Source organism: uncultured Lactobacillus sp. (genome assembly GCF_948948975.1).
Classification (GTDB): domain Bacteria; phylum Bacillota; class Bacilli; order Lactobacillales; family Lactobacillaceae; genus Lactobacillus.
Genome location: NZ_CARBVX010000010.1, coordinates 37,477 through 58,886 on the forward strand (window position 1 = coordinate 37,477; position 21,410 = coordinate 58,886).

A 21,410-nucleotide genomic window follows, 5' to 3' on the forward strand; every position below is an offset into this window, starting at 1 on the left:
TCAAAAAGAGACATCAAAATAGATGCCTCTTTTTCAATATTTTAATTACTTATTATTTTTACATAATCCCTAATTGTAAAAAATTCTAGGATCTGTTCTAACTTTTTCTGATCATCTTTTTTAATTTTGTAAATATTAGTTCCTTGACTAATTATTTTCATTAAATCGTAATAAAACTGGTCTAACATATTTTTTGACAACTTATTACTAAACTCATCAATTTCTGTTCCCAAATATATTTTTGTACCTTTGGGAATAACAATTTTTGCAGTTTTCTGAGGGTCAAAATTATTGCTAAAATCAACAATTGTTTTCAAATATACATTATCCAATTCAGAATCTTTAATATTTTTAACAACTAGAGGCGTGATTTCCTTTAAAGAAGTTTGACCTTGTTTAAAAATTGATGGATATAAAGAAGCAATACGAAGCCTATTGATTAAATTGTATAAAGTCGCTTGAGTAGAATAGGCAGGGATCTTTATCCGGCTTACAATATGATGCAAAGTTCTCAAATTTGTAGATAACTCAAATAAAGTTTTAGAATTATTTTGTTTTAGGTGATTATTAACTAAACTTGATTTTTTGGAAACCCGATATTTTAACCCAACGAAATTCCCATTGGCTACTCTTAAGCCTAAATTATTTTGTGCATTATACCAAGCTGGCATCCCATTAATTAAATAATTTTCATATACGCTAGTTTCAAATACTTCTCTACGCCAAAAAGCATAGTTAGTATAAATATTTTTTCCCAGTCCCAGGGCGGTTTTTATTAAACTAACTTCGTTTCGATAATAAGGTCTAACTAAATGAAATTTACCATCTTTTAAGCGCTGATACATGGCTCTAATTCCGATAAACATTCCGTCACATTTTTCACCAAGAATAGTGCTAACAGCACGGTAAAAAACATTTTGATTGAATAGTATTTTATCAGCATCTAAAACAAAAATTATTTCTCCACTAGCGTATTTCAGACCATGTCTAATAGACTGAAAATAATTATGATGAGTCTGCTTAGTATATGTAAGAGGTAATTTTGTATTTCCTAAGTATCGTCTTATAATCTCTTCTGTTTTATCCCTTGAGCCATCATTAATTAAAATAATTTCCCAATTTTGGTAAGTTTGATTTTTTATTGATTCTAGGGCTTCAACAATCGTATTTGCACTATTATGGGCTGGGATTAAGACTGAAATTTTTACTTGTTTCTTCCCTAAACTTATATTTCCAAAGATATTAACAATAGATAAAGCCAAAATAAAGATTAAAACTAAGTAGCTTGTATTAATCACATTGGATTCAACAACAAGCATACTTAGCTCACTAATCGTCAAAAATCCTATTATTCCTACAATTAAGTGAGCATTAATAGCTAAATAACCTTTAGCTTTTAAATAAATCATTGCGCCTATTATTTCTATTAAAATAATTAGCTCTATCAATAAAAGAATTGCACCAATATTCCAAGAAAGATTCCCTAAAATTCCCTCAGGCAATTCCGGTACATACCAAACTAGAGAAATAAGTAGAACAATCAAATAAACACACAATAAAAAAGGACGCAACTGTTCACTAAAAGTAACCATAACTCTAATCAGATAAAAGACAAAAGTTAAAACAGAAATAATTAAAATTAACAAAGTACCTGCTTTGATTGGTAATTGGGCTAAAACATTTAAATTAAGTAATAATAATACTAAATTCTTTGTATTAAAGTGTCGATCTAAAAAATATAAAATCCCCATATAAGAGATAATTGTTAATTGATATAAAGCTCCAATTTCTGATAGAGGGAAGATATCCAGATTATTTAGAACTACTGTTAACGCTAAAAAAACTGAAAGAAGACTCAAAGTTTTTTCTAGAAACCATTGATCTAAATCTTCAAGAAGAATCGATAAAGCTAATAAGAGCAATATCAATCCATAAGCGGCACTAATAATGAGAAAGCCATTATCACCCTTCCAAATATTGCTACTAAATTCAAAAATTAAAGGTAAAATTCCAATTAAAATCGCTAAAATCTTGCTTTTATGATAATTTTCCACTATTTTCACCTAAAACAAGTTTGTAATAATTTTCAATTGCCACCAATTGGTTTTTCATTGAAAAAGCGTGCATTAGATATGTCTTTTCTTTTTCAGCCATAATTCTAAGATCCGTCTTGCTGCTAGCGATAGCTTGTCTTAATTTTTCACTAATGCTATCTATGTCTCCAATTTTAGCAACAAAACCATACTCTTCACTAGGAATCATCTTCTCAATATCTCCAACATCGGTTGACAAAATTGGCACTAAGTTATCACTAGCCTCTAATAAAACAAGGGGAAAACTTTCTGAATAAGATGTTAAAACTGCCAAATCCATCTTTTGATATAACTTTCTAGTCTCTTGGTGAGTCAAAAAGCCATGAAAAGTTACTTGCGGACTAATGCCTAAATCTCGGGCCAGTGCTTTTAAATTATTTAATTCATTGCCATCACCTACAATATGCAAGCGAATATTTTGATCATTAAGATTTCTTATTGCCTTTAAAAGCAAGTCTTGTCCTTTAACTTTTTCAGTTCGACCAACATTAATAATATTGAAATAGGGATGAGCATATTTTTTAGGAACATCCTTATTTTGATGGAAAAAAATCCCATTATAAATTACACAAATTTTTGTTTTCGGAATGCCCACCTTTTCAACTAGAAGATTAGAAAAGTTCTGGGTAATTGCAAAGATACCATCTGCTTTTTTTAAAGCCATGATATTTAATTTAGTAAAAATATTTCCAACCATTCCTCGTCCTTCAAAATCTTTTAAAGGATCAGAATGAACAGTAATAATCCACTTTGCTGTGATTTGCTTTTTAATCATTGAAACAAATAGATTAGCCCGTGCTCCATGAGTATGAACTATATCAAAGTTTCCCTCATTAATAAATCTAGTAAGGCGCTTTAAAACACTTAGGTCATAACGGCTTTGTGCTCCTAAAATGGTTGTTTTAATTTTTGCTTTTTTAGCCGCTTTTGCTACAGGGCCATCTGCCAAAGTTAAGAGTTCGAAATCAGCATTTTGTTTTTTTGCTTCTGTCAACAAATTAACAATATGAGACAGTCCCCCACCTTTTTCTAAACCAGCATTAATATGTAAAACTTTCATTTAATTAATTCTTTCTTTTATTTTCTTTTTTTGATTTTTCAACTTCAACTACAAATTCTGGCAATGCAAGCATACGCTTAAAGCGAGTTGGATTAGTAATTAAGCGATAGAACCATTCAAGATGCGTTTTTTGAAATGCTTCTGGAGCACGTTTTACTACGCCAGAAAAAACATCAAAACTTCCGCCAACTCCCATCATAATTGCGGGCACTTTTGCTTGGCGGAGGATGGAGATTAACTCTTCTTGTCTTGGAAAACCAATTGCTGCAAAAACTAAATCAGGTTTCGATTCTTCAATTCTTTTAGCTACTGTCTTTAAGTCATCCTTAAAATAGCCATCTTCCGCTCCGACTAATTCAATTCCGGGATAATCACGCGTAATTTTTTCTTTAGTAATTCGCATTACTTCAGGCTTTGCACCAATTAAATATACACGTAATTTTCTTAAATTTCCTACTTGTAGTAGCCAAGTAAACAGATCATACCCTGTCACTCGTTCTTTAAGCGACTTTTTTAACATTTTTCCGCCTAATACAATTCCAATTCCGTCCGGTGTAATCAAATCTGCATTCTTGGTAATAAGTTTCATAAATTTTGGATCTTTATTAGCAGCCATTACAATTTCGGGATTAGCTGTTACTACCATGGTTGATAATTTATTATTCAATCTACTAATCAATCTATCTTTGAACTCTTCCAAAGAATAGTTATCAAATTCAATTCCTAAAATATTAACTTTACTCATTCTCTACTTTTTAACCATTTCTATGTGAAATAATATCTTTACTTATTATTTTAACAAAAAAGACCTAGAAACTTTTTTAATATAAAAGTTTCACTTTTTTCTACTTCTGCTAGAATAGTAACTATTATAAGGGAGTATTTATTATGAAAAAAATTATTACCTACGGAACCTTTGATCTATTGCATTATGGTCACATTCGCCTTCTAAAAAGAGCTCGTGCCTTAGGCGATTATTTAATCGTAGGTCTATCAACAGACGAATTTAATGAATTTAGCAAACATAAACAAGCCTATAATAGCTATGCTGAAAGAAAATATATCTTAGAGGCAATTAGATATGTAGATAAAGTTATTCCTGAAGAAAATTGGGATCAAAAAATTAATGACGTACAAAAATATGATATCGATACTTTCGTAATGGGTAATGACTGGGAGGGAAAATTCGATTTTCTAAAACCTTATTGTAAAGTTGAATATCTTGAAAGAACTCCTGGAATTTCTACTACACAAATCAAAAAAGACTTGAAATAAAAAATGCATAATGTAGTACATATCAAAAGTTAAACTACATTATGCATTTTTTATTTTTCAAATGTAAATTCGAATCTTTCGGCTACATACGATGCCCGAACATATTCAAAAGGATAATGATTACTAAGTTCAGTAACCTGTCGTCTAGTTACCAATGGTTCACCCCTTTTAACTGACAATAAGCGCGCTTCATTTTCATTAGCAACAGCTGCACCTATGTTTTCTACAACGCTCCCAATTTTATAGCCACCCTTTTCTTCAAGAGTTTGATATAAACTACTTGAAATTTCATCTTTAGAAAAACGAGAAACTAATTCATAAGGAATTGTTGCTACTTCATAACAAATTGGTACATTATCGGCAAAACGAACACGTTCCATTCTCAATACATTATCTGTATCCTGAATTTTTAGCTTTTCTTTTTCAGATAGGGATGGCTTCGTTATACGATAAGACAGTAATTTGCTAGAAGGAACCTGACCATTAGAACGAGTTATATCGGTAAAACTCATGATCCCAGACATTTTTTCCTGGACCTTTTGGCTAGAAACATAGGTTCCACTACCTAAACGTCTTTCTAAGATCCCTTCATCCTCTAATGTCTTAATTGCTTGACGCAACGTCATTCTAGAGACATTGAATTTTGAAGCTAATTGCCGCTCAGCAGGGATCCGCTCTCCAACTTTATATTTTTTATTTTCAATATCACGCTTTATTTGATTGTGAATTTTAATATACATCGGTTCTTGCATGATAACCCCTCACTTCATTCTGCTACCAAACTTATTTTAGCTTAAACCAGCTGATTAGTCATTGTTCTTCTTTGCTTCCCAACGCATTCCCAAAATATTAATATTGGGTCTACTATTGCATTCAACCTCTAAATCTTGAGCACTACTTGAAACAATATTTAGTTTAATCTTAGCATCATCCTGGACTGCCAGCCTACTCCCATTCGGATTAATAATTAAATCCCGGCCCCCTAAAGTTGCTTGCCCATTTAAGGCTAAAAAATACTCAAAATCATCTCTTCCAGAAAAGGCGACTCTAGTTGCATCTGCCGTGGCCTTATCTTGAAAATCTGCGTGACTAATAATAGTTGAATTGTTTAAGGTTACTTTCGCATTATCACATGCAATTAAACGGTCTATTTTACTATTTTGAATCAAAGTTCTCGTATTCTTATCAAGAAAAATACCGCCTTTAAATTTAGACTGTAAAATATTCACCCATGAATCATCTGAAATATAGAAGCTAGAGTCATCGTTCTTTTCAACCGTTGAATTGAGCATATTTACCCAAGTTTGGCCATGAATTAAACCATATGAAATAGTCGTATTATTCAAGTCAACTTCTGCATTTGAATTTGGATATGTACTTAGATTACCATGAATAATACTATTAGAAATAATTGCAGTCCCTTTTCCCTGAATACCTAAAGCTGCGTAATTTTCAGAATCATAATCAATTAATGAATCGGTCATTGTAAGTCTAAAGTCAGCTTGTGCAAATAAGGAAACACTAGAATTCAAAATTTTACTTGAAAATAATTCTAATGTACATTTTCCATTCACAGCAATTGCGGCCATATCATCTTCATCCCCATAAAGGGTAGTGTTACGTAAAGTAAGATAAGTATCAGCAGCATCATCAACATAAATAGTATTATGACCAGATTTTGTTTGAAGAGCAATATTTTCTAATGTGAAAAAATTGCAATTACTCTCCAACACAAAAAAGCCATTAATTACAGTCTCTTCTGGTGTACTCCCCGTTCCCTTGATAGTAATATTATTTACTTCTAAGCCTCTATCTAATTCATAAAATCCAGGAGCAAGCAGTAATACATCATCGGGCTGCAAGTCTTTAAGAGCACTTTTCCAAGTAGTACCGTCTCCTCGACCACTGACTTTAACAAGACGCGCCATACAAATCGATCCTTTCTACATAAAAATTTCATACATTATTCCCTTTATTTTCAATGTTTTCTGCTTAAATATAATCAGAAATGGAGGTAACTATGATTAACATTACTACAAATCAATTAGCAGAAATTTTAGCACAAGATTCTAACATCAATTTATATGATTTACGAACACCAATTGAATTTGCATCAGGTCATATTCCTAATAGTCATAATCTTCCCTTTGAAGAATTAAAATACTTCAATGATCCTAAAAATGAGACCTACTATTTTATTTGTCGGTCCGGTGATCTTTCAAACTATGTATGCCAATCTTTAAAATCTAAAGGTTATAAGAAATTAATTAGCATTACTGACGGTATCCTTAACTGGAAAGGTAAAATACAAAGTATAAATTAAAATTGCAATATAACAAAAAAGGTCATCAAAAGATGACCTTTTTTCGGGTTGGGTGTTCTTTCGAACTATTGGGTTAGCTGGATTCGAACCAGCGCATGATGGTACCAAAAACCATTGCCTTACCACTTGGCTATAACCCATTTGATTGAACTTTTACTTGTTGTTCAATACAACCAGCTGAATAAAATTCAGCAATGGAGGCCAGTGGATTCGAACCACCGAACTCAGAGAGAGCGGTTTTACAGACCGCCGCGTTTAGCCACTTCGCTAGGCCTCCGAAACGTTACTTAATTATAATAACGAACTGCCTAGCAAAAAGCAAGTAAAAATTAGAAAAAATCTAACTTTTTTATTTTTACTCTTACCTACTTTAATTGGGCTATATGCTTCTTAATGATAGTAGCTGATTCCCTTAGCTTTTCATCTTCTTCAGAAGTTAACTCTAACGGAATAACTTTCTCTACTCCATCTTTTCCAATAATTGCTGGATATCCAATATAGGTTTGCACTTCATCTAAATATACAGAAGTTGGTGCAAATAATCTGGCATCACTAAATACAGCTTGAATTAAGCGAACAGCACAGGTTGCAATTGCATATGAGGTGTATCCTTTACCAAATGCTACCTTCATTGAATTCTTATTAGGTTGTGCACTTAATTTTTCTTCTTGTTCTTTTGTAAACAACTCTTTGGCAGACTTACCATTAACTGATACAGTTGACCAAGCAGTGAATTGAGATGCTCCATGTTCGCCTAAAACAAATCCTGCTACATTTCTTGGATCTTCATTAAGTTCTTCTCCGACAATTCTTTGCATTCTAGCAGTATCTAGGAAAGTTCCAGTTCCGAAGACTTGCTTTCTTGATAAACCAGTAGTTTCTTGCAAAATAGTCGAAATTGCATCACATGGGTTTGAAATATTAATTAAGATACCCTTGAAACCAGATTCTTTAATTTTTGCTCCTACTTCCTTAGCATTCTTAGAATTAATTTCAAATTCACCAAATCTATCTCCAGTTTTAACTGTCGCAGCAATATTACCAAAGGAAGTTACAATAATATCAACATCCTTTAAATCGCTATAGTCACCTAAAAAAACATTAACATGATAATCATTTCTAGCTAAAGTATCACGTAAATCATTATATTCGGCTTCTGCCTTAGCTTGATTTTTATCTAATAAGTATAAATTATCAACAATTCCATGAGTAAATAAAGTAAAAGCGACTGTCGCACCAACATGTCCCATACCAATTACGGCTACATTTCTCATTGCAATTCCTACTTTCTATAAAAAGTCTTACACCCTAAGGATAATCTATTTGAGCTAAGATTTAAATTCATTTTATATCTTTTGACTAGAAAATATTTTTTCATGTTGCTTAATATTTTCAATTCGTTTCTCATCTCTTTTAATGAGTAACAAAAATAGGGCTTCAATAATTGTAAAAGCTGCTACACGAGAGGAGTAATATTGATTTTGTAAAACTGTTTGTCTTACCCCTGTCCTTAAATAATAATCACTATTTAACGCAATCGGAGAATCTGGATTATTAGTAATACCGATAATTTTAATTTTATTCTTTTTAGCCAACTCAATTTCTTTTATTAGAGCTGCCGATTCTGGGGAGTGAAATATCCATTTGATGAAAAATAATTTTTCGTAAATTAAAAGACTAGAGATGGTACAAAAAATGCCACATCCCTAGTCTTTTCTATTAGTTAACAAAAATTGTATTTTTTGCCTTCCAATCACGAATTTTTATCCCTACCCAAAAGCCATAAATACCGACTGTAATAATAGTTAAAAGTAGCCACTTGATCCAGTTACCGAATAATCCAAAGGCACTTCCGGTAAATTTCATTCTGTGCCCTTCAATTACAGTATGGTTAATTTCCCAACCATAGGTCATACACACAGCCCAAGGATAGCAAATTCCTAATGTACAAACAGTAATAACTGTTCCTAATATATGCCATCCAATAAAAGATAATAAACCACCATCAAAAAAAGAATTACGCCCATGTCTTGTTTCCGTAATAATCTCTCCCAATCCAATTTTATGTACAAAAAAAGCCAGGTAAAAACCTGGCTAATCTATTGGGTTAGCTGGATTCGAACCAGCGCATGATGGTACCAAAAACCATTGCCTTACCACTTGGCTATAACCCATCCTTCAAGCCTTTTACTTGTTGGCTCTATTTGAATGAACTTAATCACTCAACGATTAATATCATATTATAAATACGAAAGTCTGTCAACAAAATAATCTAAAAAATGTTTATTATTTTTAAAATTAATTAAAAACAAAAAAAGATCGCCAAAAGACGATCTTTTTAATCATAATTCAGTTGATATTTTAGTACCAGCCGTTAGTTTGCCAGAACTTTTGAGCACCAGTCCATGAACCGTAACGTGATTTTACGTAGTTGTCTGCTACACGTTCTTGGTTTGCTGCTGAGTAGTCTCCACCAAGGTATGATGCTGATAATTGATACTTACCAATGTATTGACCATTTCTTGCGGAGTATGAACCACCTGATTCACGACCTGCAATCCATGCTTTAGCTGCTGCTTCAGAACCAGATACATTTGAAGTGTAGCTAGTAGTTGCTTGAGTTTGAGCAGGTTGTGCTACTTGAGTAGTTTGCTTTTGTGCTGGAGCATAGCTGTAAGTTCTTTGTTGTTGTACAGGAGCTGAGTAAGTACGTTGTACATTGTAGTTGTAGTTAGTCTTAGGAGCTTGTACAGTAGTTTGTTGTGCTGAAGCTACTGGTGCTTGCTTAGTTTGAGCTTGTGCAGGTTGTGTAGAAGCTTGTTGTGAAGCTGCAGGAGTAGCTGGTTTTGCTTGTTGTACTTGAGCAGTTTCTTGCTTTTGTACTGGAGCTTGTACAGTAGTTTGCGGTTGTACTTGTTGTACAGGAGCTTGTGCTTGAGGAGCTACTGGGGTAGCAACTTTGGCAGTAGCAGAATTTCCACCTTCTACAGTGTACTTAGCCATGATCCATTGGTTTGCACCAAGATCATACCACTTGTTACCCATAACATCGTAAGCAGTTCTGATAACTTTCCAAGTAGTACCATGTACTAATTCTTTACCAGTAAAGTTGGCATTTTCAACGCCATCCCAAACGGCAACAGTAGAGTTTGCATTGTTAATAGTTACAACATTAGTATCATTTTGAACAATAGTAGCAGCTTGTGCGTCATTAGTATTTTGTGAATTTAAAGCTACCAAACCAGTTGCGGTAAGAGCAGCTGCTGCAAGTGACTTAGTTAAGATAGATTGAAATTTCAAGAGAAATTCTTCCTTTCATATTTATCAGTCATTTAATTTACAAGTTACATAATACAGCCTCAAAATGTCAAAACCATGACATGAATGCTACCACATTATTAAATAAAAGTGCCTTATGTTACAGGTCATGTAATATTTGTAACTTAAACACGCTTTCTTGTAACATTTCTATATAAAACTACTATTCCTTATGAATCAGTCATATTATGTCTTTCTTTCCTTTAATGATTATTAGATGCTTAGACGATTAAAAAATAAACTCCAAACCATCTTAATTATGAGGTCAAAATTAATTAAGATGACTCATTAGAAATAAGATAAAAATAAATCAATACATCATGTGACTTGTAACTATGAACGCAAAAAAGAGATGTCAATTACGACATCTCTTTTTATATTATATTCACTAATTTTAGTACCAGCCGTTTGCTTGCCAGAAACTTTGAGCGTTGGTCCATGAACCATAGCGTGATTTTACATAGTTATCTGCTACACGTTCTTGGTTTGCTGCTGAGTAATCTCCACCAAGATATGATGCTGATAATTGGTACTTACCAATGTATTGACCATTTCTTGCTGAGTATGAACCACCTGACTCACGGCCTGCAATCCAAGCTTTAGCTGCTGCTTCAGAACCAGATACATTTGAAGTGTAACTTGATTGAGATTGTGCCGGTTGTGCTTGTTGGGTTTGTTGTGTACTTTGAGCAGGTTGGGTACTTTGTACTGAAGAGTAAGTACCTACAGAAGTCTTAGGTGCTGAGTATGAACCTTGAGTAGTTTGAGTTTGAGCAACAGTATTGTATGAACTTGCTTGTGAAGTAAACAATTCTGAAGCAACGTTAGGATCAACAGTATCTTTTCCTAAGCGAGTGTACTTAGCCATTACCCATTGGTTTGCACCAAGATCATACCACTTGTTACCAGCAGCATCATATGCAGCTCTGATAACTTTCCAAGCAGTTGCATGTGGTAAGTATTGACCAGTCATTTGCTTGTCAGGACCGTATGAATTCCAAACAGCAATGCTCTTGTGTGGAAGGTAGTTAATTGTAACAACTTTTTCTTGTTGGCCAACAGTAACTTCTGCAGCCTTTGCAGTATTTTGAGTGTTATTTACAATTGCAGCACCTGCTAAAGTAAGGGCAGCAGCTGCAGCAGTTTTAGTTAAAGTAGATTTCAAATTTTTATTAAGCATATCCAAAATTAAATTCTCTCCTTGATAAATTCGATTTGAATCATTAATTCGTCATTTCTTTTTACAGGTTATATAATACATGCTCAATATTGCAGAATAGTTCCTAGAAAATTAAGGATATATTTCATCTTGTTACATTCCTGTAATATTTGCGCCTTAAGTTACAATAATGTAACGATGTAATCTTTCTGTAGCAAAACAAAGAAAAGAGAGTCATTTTCCTTAACTCTCTCTTCTTTTCTTTATCCATCTATTCTTAAATTGGTTAAATTTCCTTGTATCTGTAAACTTTAACTGCGGAAAGCTTGTAAGGAATCGTTTCTGATTCCAAGATAATGTTCCCATTAATTTATCAAAGGCCTGATTTAATTTGGTCTCATCTAATTTTATACGAGTATCTAAACGTTCATTCCAACTTTTAGTACTTATATGTAGTTTCTCTACACTAAAGATAGTAAGGATAAAGTCAGTTCCCATCACAATTACTATTATTAAAGCAAGATAGCCATGTGTTTTTATTTCTTCCCAAGTAATTAACTTTTGAATAAATGGCTGAATAACTTTTACAAGAAAGACTACCCCTATTCCCCAAAATAAAGAAATAATTGGGGCAACCCGGCCTTGAATATTTCCCCATAGATGAGAATAGTCCCATAACTTCATATGGAAAACGTACTGTAAAAATACACTAGCGAAATACTCAAAAATTGTCGCTACTATTACACCAACTACATATAATAGGAAAATATTATTTTGAATCCGATAGGTACAGATTAAAATCGTTGTTACTGCAAAGCCATATACGGGACAATAAGACCCAAACAAAAATCCCCGATAATCATAATGATGATCCTTAATCGAACAATAGATTGTTTCCCATATCCAGCCAATTACAGAATATGTAAAAAATAAAACAATAATTTCAGAAAAAGTAAACGGCATTTTTAATACCTCATAAGTAATTTTTAGACTCTTCTATATTAAAGATATCATTCTTTAATGAAATTAAGGCGTACAACACCTCTGGAAAAATTAACTAAAAAGCGTAAAAATATTCTTATCTGTAATTGAAAGGTACATATATAATGAAGAAACTTAATAAAACAGCTAGTAAATATGCTAATATTCTACGCTTTTTTACTATAATTGCTTTAGGAATTTTAGGAGCTTTAATGCTTATCCTGATGTTTAGTCAATTATTTGCAATAGGTCGTATTATGATTAGCAATAATTTAATTAACATACCTACGAAAGTTTTAGATGAAATAGTCACTTTCTTCTTATTCTTTGAATTTTCAGCTATGATTGTGACGGCCTTAAAGCATATGGGTCATACAAGCTTAAACTTTTTAATGAGTCTAGGAATTACAGCCCTTTTAAGAAATTTAATTACTGCCCATGGTGAACCAATGCAAATTTTAATTCATGCAGTAGCAATCCTATTGCTAATTATTGGAGTAGTAATTTTGAACGAACATATCAAATTATAGATTTAGTTCATAGGCTAAACGACTAGGATCCTCTGGATCTTCATCAACCATAATAATCCCACGTTCAATAAAATTATTTTTTAAAGCTAAATGTTGCATAATTTGATTTTTACGTGATGTATCAATTCTAAAATTTTTAATTCCTTGCTTCACCATAATTGAAATCAAATCTGAAAACATAAAATTAGCTAAATGCATCCCGCGGTACTTACTGCTAATAGCTAAACGATGGAAATTAGCATAATCATCGTTAGTATTTTTCCACTCTCCATTTATTTTCTGATAAGTTGGCTCTATCCCAACAACACTTGCCGCATATCCAGCTACCTTATCATCTACCATTAACACCACGGCACTTTTATTTTTGATATCAGTTAAAATTGTATCTTCATTCGGATAGGTTCCTTGCCATTGACTACTACCACTCTGCTTTAGAAAATCTTTTGCTTCATTAATAATAACCATGATATTTGATAAATCGGCATTAGTGGCATAGCGTGTATAAATTAAAGTCATAATCTCACTCATTTCATTTTTCTACTAGTATACCTAACAAGGCAGGGCCGTGGCCCTGCCTTGTTAGATTATATAAATATTAATTAATGCAAAAAGAGTCTTTCAAACCAAGTTTTCTAAAACTTTATTTGAAAGACTCTTAGCTAATACCCTGAGTGCTGAATGCCAGGATCGAACTGGCGACCTCTTCTTTACGAGGGAAGCGCTCTACCAACTGAGCTAATTCAGCATTAACACTAGAATTATAACAAAGATCTTCTTCCCCTGTAAAGCATCAGTAAATTTTACAAATAAAAAAAGTCGAAGCACCACTACTTCGACTTTTTTATTAAAAGTTAGCTGTATCTGGATCAGTAGTTAAGCCGCTAACTCCATGTAAACTATCTAATTTACTCATCTGCTCATCATCTAATTCAAAATCAAATACATCAATATTGGCTGCAATGTATTTATCATGAACAGATTTAGGTAAAGGTAAAAATCCGTGTTCTAGCGACCAACGAATTAAAACTTGAGCTGGTGATTTTCCGACTTCATTAGCTACTTCGCCAACAACTTCATTTCCTAATAAACCACCAGTGCCTAATGGACTGTATGCTTCACTTAATAATCCTAACTCTTCATTTACTTTCACCACATCTGATTGTAAATCGCTTGGATTAAGCATAATTTGGTTAACGACTGGTTTTATTTCTGCAGTTTTAAGCAATTCCTCTAGGTGATGCTTTCTAAAATTAGAAACTCCAATAGCTCTAATCTTACCCGCCTTAACTGCTTCTTCCATAGCTCTCCAGCTTTCTGCATTTGCTTCAGCCCAGTGTTCTCGAAGAGCCAGTGGATTAGGCCAGTGAATTAAATATAAATCTAAATAATCTGTCCCTAAATTTTGCAAACTTTTATCAATTGCAGCTTTTGCTTCCTTATAACCGTGATCTGAATTCCAAAGTTTAGTAGTAATAAATAAGTCATGGCGGTTAATGCCACTATTCTTAATTCCTTCTGCTACACTTTCTTCATTTCCATAAGCTGCAGCAGTATCAATATGTCTATATCCACTATTCAAAGCTGCTTCAACTGCGTGTTTTGCTACATCACCATCGGGAGTTTGCCAAGTACCAAAACCAATAATCGGAATTTTGACACCATTATTCAATGTATATGTATCTTCAACTGAATTAAATTTCATATTTTTCCTCATTTCTTTAATCACTTACATTATAAAAGTAACTTTTGCTTTTTTCATGAAATTTGGCTTTTTACAATTAATTTATTTAAATAAGTCATTAAAAGCTTCAGACATTGTCGGATGAGTATAAATCTGATCTCTTAAAACTGTATAGGATAAATGGGCCTTCATTGCTAAAGAAATCATGTTAATCAATTCATATGATTCAATTCCATAAAGTGTAGCCCCTAGAATTTTTTCAGTTTCTGGGTCAACGAGTGCCTTAAATAAACCTCTATTATCCTTTGCAACTTTTGCTTTAGGAATTGCTGTAACTGGCAATTTAAATACCTTGTATTCTTTTCCTAATTTATTTGCTTGCTTCTCATTTAAACCAACTTGAGATAAGGCGGGTGAAATAAATACACTATAAGGAATTACCTTTCGGTCACTGACCATGCGAGCACCCGTACCAAACAGTTGATCTTTAATAATTCTAAAATCATCTAAAGAAATATACGTAAATTGAAGACCACCTTTAACATCCCCAATTGCCCATACATTATCTACAGTAGTTCTTAGAAAATCATCTACTTTTATAGCGCCATGATCAGTCGTTTCAATTGCAGTATTTTCTAAACCTAAGTTTTCAGTATTTGGTTTACGACCAGTTGCTACCAAAATTCGGTCTGCACTAATTGTCTTTCTTTTTCCATTTATTTGATAGGTAATTTTTGCATCACTTGTTTCATCAGTAATCTTTTCAATATCAGCGCCAAGTTCAAACTTAATCCCAGCGTCTTCCATATCTTTTTTTACTGCATTACTAATATCCTCATCTTCACGGGCTAAAAATTCCTTATTATGATCAAGCACTGTAACTTTACTACCATATTTTGCAAACATACTAGCAAATTCCAATCCAATATATCCCGCTCCAATAATTGTTAAATTCTTTGGCATCTTCTTTTCATCCATGGCTTGAGTTGAATCAAGAATATACTTGCTTTCTTTTAAGCCCGGGATTGGTAACATCACTGGAACAGCACCAGTATTAATGAAAATACGGTCTCCCTTATACTGAACCTTTTTACCATTAGAAAGTTTTACTTCAATTTCATGATCAGCAATAAAATGAGCTTCTCCATCTAATACAGTTACAGTCTTTTCATCTGCAAGCATATGATAGTTTTTCTCCCGCAATTGTGCAGTCATTTCATTTTTACCATTTACTGCATCCACATAAGAAACGCCGTTAGCTGCTTCAATAATTAATCTTTTTGAAGGTAGGCAGGCAATGTTAATACAAGTACCTCCATACATTTTATTAGATTTTTCAATTACTAATACTTCTTCTCCCTTTTGTGCTAAAAACTTAGCTAAAGTTTTTCCGCCTTTTCCAAAGCCGATAATTATGTTTTTAATTGTTTCCATATTATTTTCCTCTTACTTTTTATAAGCTTATTCTTTTAACTATTATTTTATACATATAATATTAATTTGCATCTTTTATGCCTATAATTTTTATATAAATATTTACTATAAGAAAAAATGAGGATACAAAATTGTTCCATGATTATACAGTTATGGCTAACCAACATAATAGAATAATGAAAGAAAAATACTCTGTTAATACTATGTTAAGTATTCAACAAAGTAAAATTTATGATGAGCACAATACTTTTTTACATACTACTCACCAATATTCCAAACTTAAATTTATAAATTTAAGTTCCGCCCATACGGCTGTTGATTTAAAAGAAAAAAATCCTACTTGTAAAATTGCTCTCTTAAACTTCGCCGATTATCTTTCACCGGGCGGAAGATATTTACAAGGAGCAACTGCTCAAGAGGAAATATTATGTCATCAATCTAACCTATATCAAATAATAAGCAATTTAAAAAATTACTATAAGCGGAATAATCAACATATAAATTATCATCTTTATCGTAATCGTGCTATTTATAGTCCCAATGTTGTATTTACTAATCTTGATGGTACATTGATAAATACAATCAATGTAATTACCTGCGCAGCTCCCTATTATAGAGAAGCCAAGCTATATAACATTTCTTATAAAGAGGCTTGCATGACTTTAAAAGATCGAATGTATTTTGTTAAAAACATAGCTGAAGATCAACAAATAGATTATTTAGTTTTAGGTGCATGGGGAGCAGGAGCATTTGGTTTTTCTTCAAAAGAAGTTGCTAAAATGTGGCATGATGTTTTTTCTCATCCCTCTTCAATAAAAGAAGTAGATTTTGCAGTTATCGATATTCACGGTAGCAATAATGCACAAATTTTCAAATCAGAATTTTCAAACTAATCTAGTATGATAAAATTAACTTGATTCGGTTATTATTTATTTAAAAAGGAGTAACAGGTTAATGCGAGTATTAGTTATCGGCGGAGCTGGTTACATTGGTTCTCACGCTGTTAGAAAATTAATTGAAGAAGGAAACGATGTTGTTGTCCTTGATTCTCTCTACACTGGTCACAGAAAAGCTGTCGACAAGAGAGCTAAGTTCTATCAAGGCGACATTGAGGATACTAATTTAGTAAGCAAAATCTTACGTGATGAAAATATTGACGCAGTAATGCACTTTGCTGCTTACTCATTAGTTGGTGAATCAGTTAAGAAGCCTTTGAAATACTATGATAATAATGTTTCTGGAATGATTTCACTACTTCAAGCTATGGAAGATGCTAAAGTTAAATATTTAGTCTTCTCTTCTAGTGCTGCTACTTACGGTATTCCCGAAAAATTACCAATTACTGAAGACACTCCATTAAATCCAATTAACCCATATGGGGAAACTAAGATGATGATGGAAAAGATTATGCACTGGGCTGACAAGGCTAATGGCATTAAGTCAATCGCCCTTCGTTACTTCAATGTAGCTGGTGCTTCAAGTGATGGTTCAATCGGTGAAGATCACGGACCTGAAACTCACTTGATTCCTAACATTTTAAAGAGTGCTATTGCGGGCGATGGTAACTTCACTATTTTTGGGGATGACTATAACACTAAAGATGGTACTAACGTCCGTGACTATGTTCAAGTTGAAGACCTAATTGATGCACATATCTTAGCTCTTAAGCATGTAATGGACACTAATAAATCTGATGTCTTTAACTTAGGTACTGCCCAAGGATACTCTAACTTAGAAATTCTTGAAGCTGCTAAGAAAGTTACTGGTATCGACATTCCTTACACCATTGGTGCAAGAAGAGGCGGAGATCCTGACTCCTTAGTTGCTGACTCAAGCAAAGCTCGTAAAGTTTTAGGCTGGAAGCCAAAACATGAAGATGTTGATGACGTAATTGCTACTGCTTGGAACTGGCACAAGAGTCACCCAAAGGGTTACGAAGATAAATAAATATTAAAAATCCATTCAATCATCACGATTGAATGGATTTTTTATTGCAGTTTATTAACGCATTTTCTCATTTCTTCAATATCTAAAATACTGTAAGCAAATTCTTTTCTCACTAATTCATCGGGCAGATATTCATCATATTTATCAAATACTGGTACTTCATTTGGATAGACGAGCTCTAATGGGTCAAAATCCTTATTAGCTTCTTCTACTAAAATTTTTAAAAACTCTTCCTTACTTACGTCCATTGCAAATTGCATAAAATACGGACGACTAGAATTAAAACCACGCAAACCAACTCGCTTAGCACACTTAATTTTGATTAATCTTTCTAAAGCTAAAAATGCATATGTACCTGTCCAAGGAAAGAGACACCACATTTTTCCACCTAAGTTAATTAAGTTACTTTCTAGCATCCCTGAAGTTTTAGCAGTATCACGTACTTCTTTAAGACGCGCAATAGCATGTTTCATTAAATATGGGTATTGTTTTTTCTCGGTTAAAATTTTATTCATTCTTTGCAAAATATCAGGCTGAATATCTCCTGCAACATCCCCAAAATATGCCGGAATACGTCCCTTAACAGGATGGCAATAGACTTGATGTCGCTTACGATCTACATCCTCTACTACCCAAACACGACCCGCTATCGCTATTTTATCTCCAACCGGCGGTGGTTTAACAATAGTTCCCAGCTCTTCTGACTCTGACTTAACAGCATATTCTTCATTTTCTTGAAAAACAGCATAAAACTTAAAATTATTAACTACACGCTCACCGCTTACACCTACAATTAGACCATCATTTTCAGTTTGCTGAATATGATCTTCTTTAATTAGGTGTCTAAGTAATACTCGATAATCATCTTGACTAACATTCCGAAAATAATGCAGTGTCAATACTCGCGAAGCTAGCTCTGCAGGCGTCATTTCACCATTCGAAGCTAAGGTAGACATTGTCTGATGATAGAGCAAACTATACGGTAAACGATTTGGTTCAGGAGGTTCTACCCATCTTTCTTCTAGATACAGTTGAACTAAAGCGATTCCTTGTAATAAAGACCATGGAATAATCTCAGGAAGCATAGCACGGGACTCAGGATGTGATTCACGCATTACAAACCACATTTCCGAAGGATTGCCTCTACGTCCTGTCCTTCCCATTCTTTGTAAAAAGCCAGATACAGTGAATGGCGCATCAATCTGAAAGGCACGCTCCAATTTTCCAATATCGATACCTAATTCAAGTGTGGCAGTAGCACAAGTAGTCATCAAAGAGTCTTCATCTTTCATTTCTGCCTCCGCTGTTTGCCGATAAGCAGCAGACAGATTACCATGATGAATTAAAAAACGATCTGGCTCATGTTTTACTTCACAGTACTGCCTCAATACCTGACAAACTGCTTCACACTCTTCACGGCTATTAGTAAAGACTAAGCATTTTTTGCCGCGTGTATGTTCAAAAATATAAGCCATTGATGGATCAGCTGTGTTTGGAGCTTGGTCACTTTTTTCATCTAAAACTGGTTGAGTGGGATCAAAGTCATTACTATCAGCCTGTGGGCCATTATCATAAAAGTGTTCCATTGATAGCCGCCAAACTTGCCCGCTTCCTTCTCCTTTAGGAGCTCTAGTTTTACGTTTAGAACCAGCACCTAAAAATGCAGCAGCAGATTTTGTATCACCAATTGTTGCAGAAAGTCCAATCCGACGAGGATCAACGCCCGCCATTTTAGATAATCTCTCGATTAAACAAAAAGTTTGCCCTCCACGGTCAGATCTTAAAAAAGAATGTAATTCATCAATCACAATATATCTCAGATCATGAAACAAGTTGGGAATATCCATATGTTTATTAATCATCAATGACTCTAAAGATTCTGGTGTAATTTGTAGAATGCCAGAGGGATGTTTAAGTAATTTTCTCTTTTGTGTCTGAGTCACTTCGCCATGCCAACGCCATACAGGAATATCAACATCTTGGCAAAGTTCATTTAACCGTTCATATTGATCATTAATTAAAGCTTTTAGTGGGGAAATATATAATACACCCACTGATTGAGGAGGATTTTCATAGAGATCAGTTAAAATTGGAAAAAATGCAGCTTCAGTCTTACCGGAAGCAGTCGAAGCAGCTAACAAGATATTATCTTGACTATTAAAAATAGTTTCTGCTGCTCCAACTTGAATAGAACGGAGATTTTTCCAACCATGTTCATAAATATAATCTTGAATAAAGGAAGCAAAACGTGTAAAAATATCCATTTTTCACTCAAATTCTAAACTCAGCAAAATCATCAGACTTTTCATTAGAAACTGCCTCTGATTCCGCATAAGAAAACTTATCAGAATTAAGTAAGTTTTCAATATCAGTTTCTGGATTTTGCCATACAATATCTAATAATTCAATAAAATCACGGATAATCTCACGTGGCGTAATATTTGTTGATGCTCCCACACGTGAATATTCAATTTTTATGAACTTTTGTAAATCATCTTCTGTAATTGCTTTTTCATACCCATATAGATTAGCATGCATCTCTGCAAGTTTTTCAGTTAAAACAAGCATTTCTTCTGGAGTAAGGGGATCAAGCTTAATAACAGGTGCATACATATCTCGATTCCCGGCTTCAGAAAATTTTCCACTAGCAAGACGTGAGCGCAATGCTTCATATGAATATACTCCGCGTCTCTTATCTTCAATTGCCTGCGGGGTTCCACCCATAATAATTCCAAGATACTTCGACTTTCCTTGTAAGGCATCGTTGTACATTGTTAATATCTTTTCATAGTTATATTGGCGGCTAATACTATTTGGGATTTTATAGATGTTGACCAATTCATCAATCATAATCATCAAGCCCGCATATCCAGCTTGTCTAAAGAATGATGCGAATAATTTTAAGTACTCATACCAATCATCATCAGATATTACAATATCGACTCCTAATTCTTTCTTAGCCTGTGTTTTATTGGCATATTCACCTCTAAACCACTTAACAACTTTTGCTTTTGTTTTCTCATCATCCTTGATATAGGCTTGATAATACATTTCAAGTAACTTTGCAAAATCAAACCCGTGCACTAATTCAGAAAGATTAGAAATTACTGCATAAATTTTCTTATTAACTGCATCTTCAAAGGCCGGAGCATCATCATTTAATCCTGTCTCTGATCTAACTTGCATTTGAACCGAATTAATCCAGCGATCCAAAATTAAGGTTAATGCTCCACCTTCAGGTCTAGTTTTGGTGGAAAGGTTTTGAATTAGTTCTCGATAAGTTGCTAATCCTTGCCCTTTTCCACCCTGTAGCCGTCTTTCTGGCGATAAATCACCATCAACCACAACAAAATTTTTATCCATTACATAATTTCTAATAGTTTGAAGTAAAAAACTCTTTCCCGAGCCATACCGACCTACTATAAATCTAAAAGAAGCTCCTCCGTCTTTGATTAGCTCTACATCATGTAACAAAGCTTCAACTTCGGCTTTTCTTCCAACAGTAATGTATGGTAATCCGATTCTAGGTACTACCCCACCTTTTAAAGAATTTAAAATAGTTTGAGCTATTCTTTTAGGCACTTTTCTATTTTTATTAATAGCCATACT

Annotated in this window: 20 protein-coding genes, 4 tRNA genes and 1 pseudogene; 5 read left to right on the plus strand and 20 right to left on the minus strand. The window is 33.5% G+C overall.

Annotated features, from left to right (window positions below):
* Positions 1-41: 41 nt before the first annotated feature.
* The 3 genes from Q9R40_RS05385 to Q9R40_RS05395 are packed head-to-tail and all read right to left on the minus strand — an operon-like array spanning position 42 to position 3,898.
* Positions 42-2,054 (minus strand): glycosyltransferase family 2 protein, encoded by a 2,013-nt coding sequence (locus Q9R40_RS05385; protein ID WP_304676829.1) that lies wholly within the window; start codon positions 2,052-2,054, stop codon positions 42-44.
* A complete protein-coding gene (locus tag Q9R40_RS05390) occupies positions 2,038-3,153 on the minus strand; it encodes a glycosyltransferase (RefSeq protein WP_304676831.1) in 1,116 nt (371 codons plus the stop codon). The genes Q9R40_RS05385 and Q9R40_RS05390 overlap by 17 nt, the downstream gene beginning before the upstream one ends.
* 4 nt (positions 3,154-3,157) lie before the next feature.
* Positions 3,158-3,898: a WecB/TagA/CpsF family glycosyltransferase gene (locus Q9R40_RS05395; RefSeq protein WP_304676832.1), complete on the minus strand. Its 741-nt coding sequence runs from the start codon at positions 3,896-3,898 to the stop codon at positions 3,158-3,160.
* 143 nt (positions 3,899-4,041) lie between these two features.
* Here Q9R40_RS05395 and tagD point away from each other — a divergent pair, with 143 nt between their 5' ends.
* A complete protein-coding gene (gene tagD, locus Q9R40_RS05400) occupies positions 4,042-4,428 on the plus strand; it encodes a glycerol-3-phosphate cytidylyltransferase (RefSeq protein ID WP_004893441.1) in 387 nt (128 codons plus the stop codon).
* Between the two features lie 50 nt (positions 4,429-4,478).
* Here tagD and Q9R40_RS05405 read toward each other — a convergent pair whose 3' ends face one another.
* The gene (locus Q9R40_RS05405) at positions 4,479-5,180 is read right to left on the minus strand and encodes a GntR family transcriptional regulator (protein WP_297939966.1); all 702 of its coding nucleotides are present in this window, start codon (positions 5,178-5,180) and stop codon (positions 4,479-4,481) included.
* 54 nt (positions 5,181-5,234) lie between these two features.
* Positions 5,235-6,356 (minus strand): hypothetical protein, encoded by a 1,122-nt coding sequence (locus Q9R40_RS05410; RefSeq protein WP_304676834.1) that lies wholly within the window; start codon positions 6,354-6,356, stop codon positions 5,235-5,237.
* A gap of 92 nt (positions 6,357-6,448) precedes the next feature.
* Here Q9R40_RS05410 and Q9R40_RS05415 point away from each other — a divergent pair, with 92 nt between their 5' ends.
* Positions 6,449-6,751 carry a rhodanese-like domain-containing protein gene (locus Q9R40_RS05415; RefSeq protein WP_053107740.1) on the plus strand — a complete coding sequence of 101 codons (303 nt, stop codon included), beginning with the start codon at positions 6,449-6,451 and terminating at the stop codon, positions 6,749-6,751.
* Positions 6,752-6,819: 68 nt separating this feature from the next.
* On the opposite strand, the gene Q9R40_RS05420 is transcribed toward Q9R40_RS05415, so the two are convergent.
* From Q9R40_RS05420 to Q9R40_RS05460, 9 genes and pseudogenes are all read right to left on the minus strand, one after another.
* Positions 6,820-6,891, minus strand: a tRNA-Gln gene (locus Q9R40_RS05420).
* Between the two features lie 55 nt (positions 6,892-6,946).
* A tRNA-Tyr gene (locus tag Q9R40_RS05425) sits at positions 6,947-7,028 on the minus strand.
* A gap of 88 nt (positions 7,029-7,116) precedes the next feature.
* Positions 7,117-8,025, minus strand: coding sequence for an L-lactate dehydrogenase (locus tag Q9R40_RS05430; protein WP_297939962.1), 909 nt, complete (start codon positions 8,023-8,025; stop codon positions 7,117-7,119).
* 72 nt (positions 8,026-8,097) lie between these two features.
* Positions 8,098-8,391 (minus strand): annotated as a pseudogene (locus Q9R40_RS05435) (SIS domain-containing protein); the annotation flags it as partial.
* Positions 8,392-8,470: 79 nt separating this feature from the next.
* Positions 8,471-8,797 (minus strand): DUF898 family protein, encoded by a 327-nt coding sequence (locus Q9R40_RS05440; protein WP_304676857.1) that lies wholly within the window; start codon positions 8,795-8,797, stop codon positions 8,471-8,473.
* 56 nt (positions 8,798-8,853) lie between these two features.
* Positions 8,854-8,925, minus strand: a tRNA-Gln gene (locus tag Q9R40_RS05445).
* A 187-nt stretch (positions 8,926-9,112) separates the two neighbouring features.
* The gene (locus Q9R40_RS05450; protein ID WP_304676837.1) at positions 9,113-10,051 is read right to left on the minus strand and encodes a cell surface protein; all 939 of its coding nucleotides are present in this window, start codon (positions 10,049-10,051) and stop codon (positions 9,113-9,115) included.
* 412 nt (positions 10,052-10,463) lie between these two features.
* Positions 10,464-11,249: a hypothetical protein gene (locus Q9R40_RS05455; protein WP_297939958.1), complete on the minus strand. Its 786-nt coding sequence runs from the start codon at positions 11,247-11,249 to the stop codon at positions 10,464-10,466.
* 222 nt (positions 11,250-11,471) lie between these two features.
* The gene (locus Q9R40_RS05460; RefSeq protein ID WP_304676839.1) at positions 11,472-12,191 is read right to left on the minus strand and encodes a putative ABC transporter permease; all 720 of its coding nucleotides are present in this window, start codon (positions 12,189-12,191) and stop codon (positions 11,472-11,474) included.
* A gap of 143 nt (positions 12,192-12,334) precedes the next feature.
* Between Q9R40_RS05460 and psiE the strand changes: the two genes are divergently transcribed.
* A complete protein-coding gene (psiE, locus tag Q9R40_RS05465; RefSeq protein ID WP_304676841.1) occupies positions 12,335-12,739 on the plus strand; it encodes a phosphate-starvation-inducible protein PsiE in 405 nt (134 codons plus the stop codon).
* On the opposite strand, the gene Q9R40_RS05470 is transcribed toward psiE, so the two are convergent.
* From Q9R40_RS05470 to Q9R40_RS05485, 4 genes are all read right to left on the minus strand, one after another.
* A complete protein-coding gene (locus Q9R40_RS05470) occupies positions 12,734-13,255 on the minus strand; it encodes a GNAT family N-acetyltransferase (RefSeq protein ID WP_304676859.1) in 522 nt (173 codons plus the stop codon). The genes psiE and Q9R40_RS05470 overlap by 6 nt on opposite strands.
* Before the next feature lie 156 nt (positions 13,256-13,411).
* Positions 13,412-13,484 (minus strand) — tRNA-Thr (locus Q9R40_RS05475).
* A gap of 99 nt (positions 13,485-13,583) precedes the next feature.
* Positions 13,584-14,441, minus strand: coding sequence for an aldo/keto reductase (locus Q9R40_RS05480; RefSeq protein WP_304676842.1), 858 nt, complete (start codon positions 14,439-14,441; stop codon positions 13,584-13,586).
* Between the two features lie 81 nt (positions 14,442-14,522).
* On the minus strand, positions 14,523-15,854 hold the full coding sequence (locus tag Q9R40_RS05485; protein ID WP_304676844.1) for an FAD-dependent oxidoreductase: 1,332 nt from the start codon (positions 15,852-15,854) through the stop codon (positions 14,523-14,525).
* 152 nt (positions 15,855-16,006) lie between these two features.
* Here Q9R40_RS05485 and Q9R40_RS05490 point away from each other — a divergent pair, with 152 nt between their 5' ends.
* Positions 16,007-16,747: a TIGR02452 family protein gene (locus Q9R40_RS05490; RefSeq protein ID WP_260316619.1), complete on the plus strand. Its 741-nt coding sequence runs from the start codon at positions 16,007-16,009 to the stop codon at positions 16,745-16,747.
* A gap of 61 nt (positions 16,748-16,808) precedes the next feature.
* Entirely contained in the window at positions 16,809-17,801 is a 993-nt protein-coding gene (galE, locus tag Q9R40_RS05495) for a UDP-glucose 4-epimerase GalE (protein ID WP_004893395.1), read from the plus strand.
* A 41-nt stretch (positions 17,802-17,842) separates the two neighbouring features.
* On the opposite strand, the gene Q9R40_RS05500 is transcribed toward galE, so the two are convergent.
* Positions 17,843-20,065 carry a DEAD/DEAH box helicase gene (locus Q9R40_RS05500; protein WP_304676848.1) on the minus strand — a complete coding sequence of 741 codons (2,223 nt, stop codon included), beginning with the start codon at positions 20,063-20,065 and terminating at the stop codon, positions 17,843-17,845.
* 7 nt (positions 20,066-20,072) lie between these two features.
* Positions 20,073-21,407 carry an ATP-binding protein gene (locus Q9R40_RS05505; RefSeq protein ID WP_304676850.1) on the minus strand — a complete coding sequence of 445 codons (1,335 nt, stop codon included), beginning with the start codon at positions 21,405-21,407 and terminating at the stop codon, positions 20,073-20,075.
* Positions 21,408-21,410: the final 3 nt, after the last annotated feature.